The following is a 12180-nucleotide window of genomic DNA, read 5'->3' as shown; positions in this document are numbered from 1 at the left end:
GCACTCTGCGACCGCTGCCCCTGCTTCGGTTCGCTGTATCCGCCACTGGCGGCGCTCACCTTTGCAGCATCCAGTATTATCTGCGCTTTTGGCTTAGCAGCTGCCGCACCTCGCTCGCCGTATCGGCACTTAGAATTATGCGGTATTGCCTAAGGTATATCTGAAAACAAAGAAAATGACGGATATTTCGCAAACACAAGCAGGGGTTAAGGCTTTTTAGCGCAAAATCCCGCTGTGTTTGTAGAAACAGACTGAATTTTCGACTTTTCAGATACACCCTAGGGGAATGCCCCAGGGGCAGCGCTGTACCGCTGCCTGCATACACTGTAACGGCCGCGCTGCCCCGCGGCTGCGAAAGAAGGATACCATGAAACCTGATTTGGAAAACTCCCGCAGCTTTGCCATGACGCTGGCCCACCGCGCAGTGCGCGATGTGCGGCGCGATGGCTTCCGCCAGCTGCGTAACTATGTGGATATGTGCGCCCTTTTGGCGCAGCGTCCGGACTTAAAGCGCTTTTTTGACCATGCGCAGACCGTCTTGCAGCGCACCGACAGCCTGTATTATAAATTGATCAACAACCTTGTGGAACAGGTCAACGAGGATGCCATCTGCACCGCAGGCATCAACCTTGGGTTTGATGCCATCATCAGCTGTGCTTCCAACAACCGCAAGCAGAACGGGGAGACCCGTTCCTGGCTGAATGTGGGCTTTTGCAGCGCCCCGGAGCTGGACGATGCCATTATTCAGGCAGAGGCCGGTTCCAGCTATGCCTGGGTGCTGTATGCGGACGAGGACCTTACCCCGAAAACGGTCGCCATGCTGCAAAGCCATACCCACAGCGTGTTCTTTGTTCTGTTTGATGCCCAGAAATTTAATGAAGCAACCATGGAACGCGTTGCCGGGTGCAATAACGTGATCACACTGCTGTGCCTGCATGAGCCGGAAATTACTACCGAAGCCTGCCGCGCAGCCAACGCCATGCGCAGCAAACAGATGTTCTATGGCTTTTTGGTGGAAATGGGGCGGGCAGATGCCGCCCAGGCCGTGAATACCGACTGGCTGGATGTGCTGGCCCAGTATGGCCTGTTCTGCGTTTATACCCGCAAGCCGGATATGGATCAGCGAACCGCGGATGCTATGTACCGCCAAATCGTCCACAGCCGCATTGGCAGCGTTGCGGTCCCCGTCCTGCTGCTGGATTGGGAACATGATATAAAATACCTGAACCGCATGATCACCCCCAAAACGGAACTGGGCCAGTGCATCCCGGAGGGGAAAACTTTCCCGCTGAATTTTGACTGAACTGTAGAATAAATAAAACCGGCAGCTTTCCCGCTGAAATAAAGGGGAAAGCTGCCGGTTTTCGTTTATTGTTTATGGAAAATAAGGGACTGAATGTACCCTGGAAGCGCTGCTTATAATACCAAAGCGCTGGGGTCAATGCCATAGCCCAGCAGAACCGCCAGATTGCAGCTGCACAGCGTGCGCAGGCCGTGGTCCAGGTCAGCTTGGTTCAGCGGCGGCATGCCATTGCGTACCCAGGGCAGCAAAAGGCCCACCATGGCGCCCGATAAAAAGTTGCCGGTAAACTGGCAGTCGCGCTCGGTTGCGCTGGGCACCAGCGAGAGTAGCCGCTGGCCAAACATCTCGCTTAAGTAATGGAACACATATTCCTGCAAACAGTTCTGCCCGGTGTAAGCCAGCGCGTTTACATAAAAGGTCTTGTTCTGCAAAAGGTATTCTTCCAGATCCGTCAGCAGGGTGGACCAGCTGGCGTAATGGCCGCGCGTTACCAAAAACTGCGTTGCACCACTTTGGAAATACCAGTTCACCAGGTCGAATTTATCCTCAAAATGGTAATAAAAGGTGTTGCGCCCAACCCCGGCATGCTCCACAATATCGTTTACCGAAATTTTTTCCAGCGGGGTGGTAACCATCAGTTCCGTCAGGCTCTGCGCCAGCAATTCCTTGGTTTTGTTGGTACGGGACATCCCTTTTCTCCTTTTCCATGCAGCAAATAGATAAAAACTCATATCATGCTTATCCAGTATTATAGCACACAGGCGAAAAAAAATCTACCATCCAAACCCAAAAGTGCGCAAATGCAGCGGTATTTGCCAGCTTTTGGCTGCGCTGCGGCCCGCTTTTTTGCACATACTGTGTAGGGAAGGGGATGAAACCATGCCAACCAATGGCTTACGATATCTGCGCCGTGTGGCGGCCCTGCTGGCGGCTGGCAGCGTTCTGGCGGCGGGGCTGCTGGTTGCCCTGCGGGCAGAACTGCCGGATACCTTTGTGCTGGAGCAGGGGCAGCCGCTGGCAGTAGAAAGCATGCCGTTCCTGCAAGCCGCCCCCGCCGTTCCTGCGGGCAGCGCTGCCCCTGCGGGTGTAACGGCTGCGGATAAAAGCGCGAATGTAACCCTGACCCTGCTGGGCCTGCCGGTCAAAACCGTGCGCACGGTGCAGCAGCAGCGGCGAACCGTCCAGCTGGGTGGCACCCCCTTTGGGGTTAAGATGTTCACGGATGGGGCGCTGGTCGTTGCGTTCAGCGATATCTATACCGTTCATGGCAGCGAGAACCCGGCCAAAGAAGCGGGCCTGCGCCTGGGCGACCTGATCACCCAGGCAAACGGCATCCCGGTGCGCACCAATGAGGAACTGACCGACGCCATTGCCGCCGCGGCGGGCGGCAGCGTGGAACTACGCTACCTGCGCGGGCAAAACCAGATGACCTGCACCCTTACCCCGGTCAGAGAGCGCGGCACCGATGCCCCGCGGGCGGGCATCTGGGTGCGGGATTCTTCGGCGGGCATTGGCACTTTGACCTTTGCGGATACCGAACACGGGACGTTTGCCGGGCTGGGGCACGCGGTTTCGGACAGTGATACCGGCACGGATTTAACGTTGCTGACCGGGGAAGCCGTTTCCGTCACCATTACCGGCTGCCGCCGCGGCAGTGCGGGCAGCCCGGGGGAGCTGCGGGGCGAATTTGGCGGTCAGCAGCCCTTTGGCGACATCAAAGCCAATACTTCGACCGGTGTGTACGGCGTTTTGACAAATTCCGCGCAGGCAGGGGAGAACATCCCCGTTGCCAATCTTCAGGAAGTGTACCCCGGCGAAGCAGAGATCGTGAGCACGATATCCGGCCAGACGGCACAGCGCTTTGCCGTCCGTATTGAGCGGGTCAACATGACAGCTTCGGACCCCAACCGCAACCTGCTGCTGCGCATTACTGACCCGGAACTTTTGCGGGCAACGGGCGGCATTGTGCAGGGCATGAGTGGTAGCCCCATTGTACAGGACGGCTGCCTGGTCGGCGCGGTGACCCATGTGCTGGTCAACGATCCAACCCGCGGCTATGGCATCTTTGCTGCAACCATGCTGAAACGTGCCGATGCCGTGCAGGGAAGGTAATTTCCTGGGAAAAAGTGCGCATCGCACGTTTTTTACGAAAATGGTAAAACCGGAAAAGAAAAGCAAAAAGAAAACCGAACAACATCGCAGCAAGGGCAGGGGAGAGGACACGAAACAATCCGGAAGCTGTCGATAATTACGAATAGGCGGGGATTTTTGAAAGAAAAGAAAGTACGATTCTGCTTGCATGACATGGTAAAATATGGTAAAATTCTCAATGTAGAGAGCGGCAGGCAGCCGCAGATCCGAATAACAGCTCCGGGCGCCGCAAAAGCCGCCGTCCGCTGGGCTGAACATGCAAGGGGAGGAATTTTTGGATGGATAAGATCAAGTTTTTGATGACCGATACCGGCACGCAGACCACGCAGCTTTGCCGCCAGGCACTGGAAGCCAAGGGAATTGATGTGACTGTATGCGAGAAAAACGGTTCGCAGGCGCTCAAATCCCTGCTGGAAGAGCACCCGCAGGCCGTTCTGCTGGATGCGTTTATGCCGGATCTGGACGCCATCACGGTCAAACAGCGCTATGAAACCCAGGATACCCGCGGCGGCCACACAACGTTCTTTGTGACCGGTGCATTCCAGAGTGAGGAAGTGGAGCAGGATTTGCTGGATAACGGTTTCTCGTTCTTTTTCGTTAAGCCGTTTGATGAAAACGTTCTGGTCAGCCGCGTACTGAAAGCCGCCGGTTCCACCAGCCGCCCGCAGCCGGTATCGCAGGATTGTGATGAGCTGACGGTGACAGAAATTCTGCATCAGGTCGGCGTACCGGCGCACATCAAGGGCTATCAGTTCCTGCGCGACGCCATTCTGCTGGCCGTGAGCGACCATGACTATATCAACGCTGTAACCAAGCGCCTTTACCCGGAAATCGCCAAGCGCAACGCCACCACGGCTTCCCGCGTGGAGCGCGCCATCCGCCACGCTATTGAAGTCGCCTGGGACCGCGGCGATGTGGATACCCTGAACAGCTACTTTGGCTATACCATCCACAACCTGAGAGGAAAACCCACGAACAGCGAGTTCATCGCAATGATCAGCGATAAGATCCGCCTGGATAAAAAGCAGCGCAGGGCGTGAGGCAAAACGACATTCTGTGGTTGAAAAACTGGCTGATTTGAGCACTGCGCTTACGCCTATAAATCCCGCCCTTTATTGCGGTGAAATTATAAAAACACACTTTTGACCCAATAAATAATCTAGGGCAATACCGCATAATTCTAAGTGCCGATACGGCGAGCGAGGTGCGGCAGCTGCTAAGCCAAAAGCGCAGATAATACTTTGTGTATTATCGAGTATTTTGGCAACGCAGATGCCGTGCCGCAGCCGCCGAAGCGGTGCTTAAGCCGCTAGGCGGGAATTGTGCGGTGTTGCCCTATGTCCAAAACGATAAACTTCCTGCATTGGTTGGTCCCCCAATCTGTGCAGGAAGTTTTTTCGTCCAAAAAAGTTCCTCTGTAAGCAGAAAACAGCGGAAAATAAAAACGAGCAAAAAAATTGCCCGTTTTAAGTGATTGCTGCCATGCGTGCTCTGCAAAAATCCTGCACCAAAATACTGGGATTGACTGGATTTTTATGGCTATGGCCTGTATAATAAATTCAGGGCAATACCGCATAATTCTAAGTGCCGATACGGCGAGCGAGGTGCGGCAGCCGCCGAAGCGGTGCTTAAGCCGCTAGGCGGGAATTGTGCGGTGTTGCCTCAGAAGAATTGCTGCAGAGCATGGTGCCGATAAACAGTACCATGCTTTGTGGGCAAAACGTGGAAATACATCTGCAAGGGGAGTCATTTTGTGGAAGAAAATGCCCAGGTAAAAGTCAGCGCTATCATTGTGGCGGCGGGGGCTTCCCGCCGAATGGGATTCGATAAACTCAGTTACCGCCTGCCCGGCGGCAAAACCGTGCTGGAAACTAGTGTGGCGGCTTTTGCCGCCCACCCGCAGGTGGACGAGCTGATCCTTGTGGCAGGCGGTAACCTGCCTGCCTGCCAGGCGATTGCAGCGGCCTGCCCCAAGCCGTGCACCGTGGTCAGCGGCGGCGCGACCCGCGCCGACAGTGTGTGCAGCGGTCTGCGCGCGGCAAAAGGGCAGCTGGTGGCGATCCATGATGCCGCCCGCCCCTTTGTGAGCGAACAGGTTATTACCGATGCTTTAGCGGAAGCCGAGGCCATGGGGGCCGCTGCCCCGGCGGTTGCGGTCAAGGATACCATCAAGATCGCCAATGACGGCGCTGTGGTGCAGACACCGGACCGCGCCGCTCTGTTTGCGGTGCAAACGCCCCAGTGCTTCTGCCGGAACCTGTACTGGAAGGCTTTGGAAGCTGTGCAGGGGGAAAAAGTCCACCTGGTGACCGATGACTGCAGCCTGTTTGAACTGGCGGGCCTGCCGGTGCACCTGACGCAGGGCGATTACGCCAACCTGAAAATTACCACGAAAGAGGACCTGCCCGCCGCGGCACAGAATAAGGGAGAAAATACAATGCGCATTGGTCATGGTTATGATGTTCACCGCTTGGTGGAGGGCCGCAAGCTGATTATGGGCGGCGTGACGATCCCATATGAAAAAGGCCTGCTGGGCCATTCCGATGCAGATGTGCTGCTGCACGCAGTTTCGGATGCACTGCTTGGCGCGGCGGCGCTGGGGGATATCGGCAAGCATTTTCCGGATACCGACCCGCGGTACGAGGGAGCAGATTCCCTGATGCTGCTGCGGGAGGTTGGCCGTCTGCTGGATGAAACCGGTTATACTGTTGGCAACATTGACGCCACTGTTTTGTGTCAGGCACCCAAGCTGGCACCGCATATCCCGGCCATGCGGCAGAACATTGCCAATGCTTTGGGCCTTGCTCTGGACGATGTGAGCGTGAAAGCTACCACGGAAGAACACCTTGGCTTTACCGGCGAGGGGCTTGGCATTGCCGCCCACGCCGTGGCACTGATTGAGAAAAAGTAATCAGAGTTTTATTAAGGCAACACCGCACAATTCCCGCCTTACGGCTTAAGCACCGCTCCGACGGCTGCGGCACGGCATCTGCGTTGCCAAAATGCTCGATAAGACATCCAGTATTATCTGCGCTTTTGGCCTAGCATCTGCCGCACCTCGCTCGCCGTATCGGCACTTAGAATTATGCGGTATTGCCTTAAGGCAATAACTTTTTTTGCTGGCGGGGGCTTATATCATTTGCACTTCGCCGCAGCATGGCCAATGCGTTCATATCGGGTACTTCTCTACAATGGGCACAGTTTTTTGCCCTGCCGCATTTGCATGGCGGGCAAACTGTGTTATACTAAAGTGTATCTGAAAACAAAGGCAATACCGCATAATTCTAAGTGCCGCAGCCGCTGGAGCGGTGCTTATGCCGTTAGGCGGGAATTGTGCGGTATTGCCCAAAGAAAATGACGGATATTTCGCAAACACAAGCAGGATTTAAGGCTTTTTAACGCAAAATCTGGCTGCGTTTGTAGAAATAGACTGAATTTTTGACTTTTCAGATACACCCTAAAAGGTAACAGCCGGGGCCGCAGCCGGATACTGCGGCAGAACAATGGATAGGAAAGGGGGCTGCCTGCGCGATGTTTGGCTTTTTTGATGTGATCCAGGACATTTTGAGCAACCTGCGCACGTTTGGCCTGCGTGATGTGATCGATATTGCGGTGGTCAGTTTGGCCATGTATCAGATCTTTTTGTTTGCGCGCAAATCCCGTGCCGGGCAGCTGGTGCGCGGTTTGCTGCTGCTGCTGGTGTTTTATGCGCTGGCGGATGTGATGCAGCTGCGCACGGTGCGCTGGGTGCTGACCAATGTGATGCAAATCGGCTTTATTGCAGCTATTGTACTGTTCCAGCCGGAACTGCGCCGCACGCTGGAACACATGGGCCAAAGCACCAACTGGACCAAACTGCTGTTTACCACCCACCGGCAGGACCCCACCCTGCGCGGCGCATGGCAGAGCGCCGTGGTGGCCATCTGCGATGCAGCCGAGCAGCTTTCCGATACGCGCACCGGCGCATTGATGGTGCTGGAACGCATGAACAACCTGGATGAGATCATCCGCACCGGCACACCGCTTTCGGCGGATGTGATCCCCGAAATGCTGGGTACCATCTTTTATGAGGGTACCCCTTTACATGACGGCGCTGTTGTGATCCGGGATGGCCGCATTGTGGCCGCTGGGTGTGTGCTGCCGCTTTCCAACAACCTGGAAATGGGCAAAGATATGGGTACCCGCCACCGCGCGGGTCTTGGCATGAGCGAAAATTCTGATGCCATCGTGGTGGTGGTCAGTGAGGAAACCGGTATTATCTCCCTGGCCAAAAATGGTGTTCTGATCCGCCGCCTGGACCGCCAGAACCTGTTCAACCTGCTGCAGGAGGAAATTATTCCGCCGGAAACAGCCGAAGCGCAAAAGCAGCCGCTGTTGAACCGGCTGCTGAACAAAGGAGGTGCTGGCAAGCATGCAAAAACAAACGCAGCCCGCTGAACCGGTGCGCAAAGCGAATGGTTCCATTTGGGATAACCGCTTTTTCCTGGGAATTGTTTCCGTGCTGGCCGCAGTGCTGGTCTGGATGGTAGTTTCTACCTTTCTGGATCCGCAGGGTTCCTTTGTCATCAAAGATGTCAGCGTGAATTATGGCTACCAATCTACCATTTATACCTCCAAAGGGCTGGATATTGTGGACCAGCAGGCAGTGGATAACGTGCAGGTGCAGGCGGACGGCAACGGTACTTTGATCGGCAAGCTGTCCAGCTCCGATATTATGGTTTACCCGGTCTATAACGGCGTGCAGGGGGCGGGCAAAACCACTCTGCGGCTGGAGGCCCGCATCACCAACACCGATTATACCAACGTGGGCATCAAGCTGACGGTGCTCAGCCCGCAGACGGTGGATGTTGTGTTTGATACCGTCGGCGAAAAAACACTGCCCGTTACCACCGATACCAGCGGCATTACCATTGCCGACGGCTTTACCCTGAACCGCATTACCACCACCCCCACCGAAGTGACTCTGACCGGCCCGACCAGTGAGCTGGATAAAATCAGCGAGGTGGTGGCCCCTGTTTCGCACGAAGGCTCGCTTTCGGATTCCGTGTCGGCAACAGCATCGCTGGAACTGCGGGATGAAAACGGCGATATTGTAACGCCGGAATACACCACGCTGGACAGCAACACGGCGGATATCAACCTGACAGTCTATCAGGTGCGGGAACTGCCGCTTTCCATCGTGTTTATCAACGCGCCGTCCGGGTTTGATACTTCCTATCTGAAGTATTCGCTCAGCATTCCTACCCTGAATGTGGCGGGCCCGGCCAAGACGGTCGGCGCCCTGACCGAACTGAGCGTTGCGGCTTTTGATCTTGGCCGTGAGTTTGCGTTTGACCGCGACTACCAGAAAAACATTGAACTGCCTGCCGGTGTGGTTTCGCTGGATGGCGTATCCGCTGTAACGATCCGGTTTGATACCACCGATATGATCTCCCGTACCTTTACCGTAACCAACATCCGCACCGTCAATGTGCCCAGTACGATTGACCTGGAAGTGCTGACGGCGCAGATCCATCAGGTTACGCTGTACGGCCCCAAGAGCGAGATGGAAGAACTTTCGGCAGACAGCATTCTGGCCCAGGTGGACTGCCAGAATCTGGCGGTATCCGTTGGCCAGCAAACCGTGGCGGCCAGCATTCAGGTGCCGTCATCCAGCCACATTTTTGCAGTCGGCAACTATACGGTGCAGTGCCAGGCAAGCTCACAATAACCGGGCATCCATTAGCCGGGGTTCCGGCCTATCCGATGCCCGCCAACCAAAGGAAAACATCAGCCCATGATTCTTGTACGCAATATCCGCCTGCCGCTTTCCTGCCCGGACCCGGAGCAGGAAGCTGTCCGGCAGGCTTACCGCACGCTGCGCCTGCGGGGCAACGCCCCGGCGCAGGCTGGCGTGGCAAAACTTTCGGTGGATGCCCGGCACGGCACGCCTGTGCTGGTGTATACCATCGCCATCACGCTCCATGACGAGGGTGAGGAATCGGCTTTGGCCGGGGCCTCGCCCTGTGTCTGTTTCACCCGCAAACCGGATTTTACCTTCCCGGTTGGTCAAACACCATTGAAACACCGCCCTGTGGTGGTCGGCCTTGGCCCGGCGGGGCTGTTTGCGGCCCTGCTGCTGGCCCGCAATGGTTACCACCCCATTGTGCTGGAGCGCGGTCCGGCCCTGGCGGACCGTGTGGCCGCTGTGCAAAAGTTTGAGCAGACCGGCGCGCTGGATCCCAACGCCAATATCCAGTTTGGCGAGGGCGGCGCAGGAACATTCTCGGACGGCAAGCTGACCACCCGCGTGGGGGATCCTTTGTGCGGCTTTGTGACGGACGCCTTTTTGAAGCACGGCGCCCCGGCGGATATCGCCTGGCGGCAAAAGCCCCATGTGGGCACTGACCTGCTGCGCGGCGTTATTACCAGCATCCGCACTGAGATCGAAAACCTTGGCGGGGAAGTACACTTTAACACGGCGCTGACCGGCCTGCAGACCAGCGGCGGCGCGCTGTGCGGCATTACTACCACGGCGGGCAGCATCCTCTGCGACCAGCTGATCCTGGCGGTGGGCCACAGCGCGCGGGATACCTTTGCCGTGCTGCATACCATGGGCCTGCCGCTGGAATGCAAACCGTTTTCGGTGGGATTCCGCGCGGAACATCTGCAAACAGAAATTGAAAAGAGCCTTTACCACGGTGCTGCCGGGAACCCGGCCCTGCCGCGGGGCGAATATCAGCTTAGCCAGCATGTGGGCCAGCGGTGCGTGTACACCTTCTGCATGTGCCCCGGCGGTCAGGTGTGCGCCGCCGCCAGCGAGGATGGCGGCGTGGTGACCAACGGAATGAGCTACCATGCCCGCGATGGCCGCAACGCCAATGCCGCCGTGGTGGTCAGCGTGGATGGCCGCGATTTTGATAACGACCCGGTCAAGGCGGTCGCATTTCAGCGCCAGTTGGAACAGGCCGCTTACCGTGCGGGCGGCGGGGGATACCTTGCCCCGGCAGAAACGGTCGGCAGCTTTCTGGCAGGCCGCGGCAAACTGGAGCTGGGGGCGGTGCAGCCTACCTACCCCCGCGGCGTGACCCCCTGCGACCTTGGCAGCCTGCTGCCGGGGGAACTGGCCGCCGACCTGCGGGATGGCATTACCGCCTTTGGCCGCAAGCTGCGGGCTTACCAGGCACCGGATGCCGTGCTGACGGGGCTGGAAACCCGGACTTCCAGCCCGGTGCGCCTGCTGCGCGGGGATAACTTCCAGTGCACCGGCCTGACGGGACTTTACCCCTGCGGCGAGGGTGCCGGTTACGCAGGCGGCATTATGACCGCCGCCGTAGACGGTGTGCGCTGCGCCGCTGCCCTGATGCAGCAGTACGCCCCGGATAAAGCCTGAACTGCAAAGCCTGGCAAGATGTTGAAATAACGAAACGTGTGAAGAAACGTAAAGAGTGAGAAGAGAAAGAGGAACCGCTATGCCCAACAATCACCCGTATGATAAAAAAAGTGACCGCCGCCAGCAGGATCTGAATGACCTGGTGGATGGTGCCGTCAACTTTGGGCTGGGCATCAGTTCCACGGTGCTTTCCGGTATTGCCGGCGCACTGGACAGTGTGGGGGATTCCCTGAACCGGGCCGCGCAAAGGCCGGAACAGAACAGCTTTATTGCCTACCGCCGTAAGCTGGATAACAGCCTGGCCGGGCATTACGGCGGCTGGATGACCATGGGCGTGCTGGGCTGGGTGTTCGGCGGCTGCTTTGCCATTGCTGCGCTGGTTATGGCCATCCTTGCCGGTGTGGCACCCAATGATGCAAGCTTGTGGAGCGCAATGCCGGTGTTCAATATTCTGGCTCCGACGTTTACCGCCTGCACGCTGGGATTTTTTGTCATGGGGTACGCAGGCTGCCACGCAGCAAACTATTTTGGCCGTCTGCGCCGCTACCTGCGCAGCATGCACGGCTTTACGGTGGAGCTGCCGGAGCTGACCCGCAGCAGCGTGGTGCGCGCCGATAAGGTGCGCAAAGACCTGCGGAATGCTTTGGCCAAAGGCCATTACCCCAACGCCTGCATGAATGAGGCAGAAACAACGCTGTACCTGGACGAAACGATGTACCACCCTGCGCCCGCCGCGGCACCGGTGCAGCCCAAAGCAGCTCAGCCCGCGCTGACCGATGAAGAGCTGTTCCGCCGCGATGGGGCAGACTTTTTGAACTACCTCAAAACCTGCCAGGGCCGCCTGGGGGACCAGGCAGATGAAGAGCTGGTGCAGATGCGCAAAACCTGCGCGGCGATCATGGGGTTTGTGCATAACCACCCGGAACAGCTGCCGCGGGTGCGCCGCTACCGCGAATATTATATGCCCACTACCCGCAAGCTGCTGAACACCGCGCTGGGGTTGGGCGAAAGCGCTACCCAGAACGCGCAGGAAATCCGGCGCGATATCGTGGGTATCCTGCACACCCTGAATACGGCATATGAAAAGCTGTACGATACCCTTTTGCAGGATGTTAGCATGGATGTTTCCACCGAAATCGATACGCTGGAAGCCATGCTGAACCAGGACGGCCTGACCCATGACTTTGCAGCAGATTTTGGTGCAAAATAAAACCGGTGAAAGTAGATAAGGCAATACCGCATAATTCTAAGTGCCGATACGGCGAGCGAGGTGCGGCAGATGCCAAGCCAAAAGCGCAGATAATACTGGATGCTGCAAAGGTGAGCGCCGCCAGTGGCGGATACAGCGAACCGA

10 protein-coding genes are annotated in these 12180 nt (G+C 57.1%); 9 read left to right on the top strand and 1 reads right to left on the bottom strand.

What is annotated here, in order from left to right:
• Positions 1 to 367: 367 nt before the first annotated feature.
• A complete protein-coding gene (locus tag PG062_RS01235) occupies positions 368 to 1303 on the top strand; it encodes a hypothetical protein (RefSeq protein ID WP_270750691.1) in 936 nt (311 codons plus the stop codon).
• Between the two features lie 113 nt (positions 1304 to 1416).
• Here the strand turns inward: PG062_RS01235 and PG062_RS01230 are convergent, their stop codons facing one another.
• Positions 1417 to 1992: a TetR/AcrR family transcriptional regulator C-terminal domain-containing protein gene (locus PG062_RS01230; protein WP_158538928.1), complete on the bottom strand. Its 576-nt coding sequence runs from the start codon at positions 1990 to 1992 to the stop codon at positions 1417 to 1419.
• 190 nt (positions 1993 to 2182) lie between these two features.
• On the opposite strand from PG062_RS01230, the gene spoIVB reads away from it, so the two are divergent.
• The 8 genes from spoIVB to PG062_RS01190 all read left to right on the top strand — a co-directional run bounded on the left by spoIVB (position 2183) and on the right by PG062_RS01190 (position 12036).
• A complete protein-coding gene (spoIVB, locus tag PG062_RS01225; protein WP_270750688.1) occupies positions 2183 to 3415 on the top strand; it encodes a SpoIVB peptidase in 1233 nt (410 codons plus the stop codon).
• A 156-nt stretch (positions 3416 to 3571) separates the two neighbouring features.
• Positions 3572 to 3754: a hypothetical protein gene (locus PG062_RS01220; RefSeq protein ID WP_270750687.1), complete on the top strand. Its 183-nt coding sequence runs from the start codon at positions 3572 to 3574 to the stop codon at positions 3752 to 3754.
• On the top strand, positions 3733 to 4494 hold the full coding sequence (spo0A, locus tag PG062_RS01215) for a sporulation transcription factor Spo0A (RefSeq protein ID WP_270750686.1): 762 nt from the start codon (positions 3733 to 3735) through the stop codon (positions 4492 to 4494). The genes PG062_RS01220 and spo0A overlap by 22 nt, the downstream gene beginning before the upstream one ends.
• A 713-nt stretch (positions 4495 to 5207) precedes the next feature.
• On the top strand, positions 5208 to 6365 hold the full coding sequence (ispF, locus tag PG062_RS01210) for a 2-C-methyl-D-erythritol 2,4-cyclodiphosphate synthase (RefSeq protein WP_270750685.1): 1158 nt from the start codon (positions 5208 to 5210) through the stop codon (positions 6363 to 6365).
• A gap of 620 nt (positions 6366 to 6985) precedes the next feature.
• A complete protein-coding gene (cdaA, locus tag PG062_RS01205; protein ID WP_270750684.1) occupies positions 6986 to 7891 on the top strand; it encodes a diadenylate cyclase CdaA in 906 nt (301 codons plus the stop codon).
• The gene (locus tag PG062_RS01200) at positions 7866 to 9164 is read left to right on the top strand and encodes a CdaR family protein (protein WP_270750682.1); all 1299 of its coding nucleotides are present in this window, start codon (positions 7866 to 7868) and stop codon (positions 9162 to 9164) included. The genes cdaA and PG062_RS01200 overlap by 26 nt, the downstream gene beginning before the upstream one ends.
• Positions 9165 to 9230: 66 nt before the next feature.
• The gene (locus PG062_RS01195; RefSeq protein ID WP_114001085.1) at positions 9231 to 10826 is read left to right on the top strand and encodes an NAD(P)/FAD-dependent oxidoreductase; all 1596 of its coding nucleotides are present in this window, start codon (positions 9231 to 9233) and stop codon (positions 10824 to 10826) included.
• 79 nt (positions 10827 to 10905) lie between these two features.
• Complete coding sequence (locus tag PG062_RS01190; protein WP_270750681.1) at positions 10906 to 12036, top strand: hypothetical protein; 1131 nt, start codon at positions 10906 to 10908, stop codon at positions 12034 to 12036.
• The last annotated feature ends 144 nt before the right edge of the window (positions 12037 to 12180 follow it).

It is taken from the genome of Gemmiger qucibialis (genome assembly GCF_027689445.1).
GTDB classification, from domain to species: domain Bacteria; phylum Bacillota; class Clostridia; order Oscillospirales; family Ruminococcaceae; genus Gemmiger; species Gemmiger qucibialis.
The sequence above is the reverse complement of the archived record's forward strand: the minus strand, read 5'-3'. Positions and strand labels throughout refer to the sequence as shown.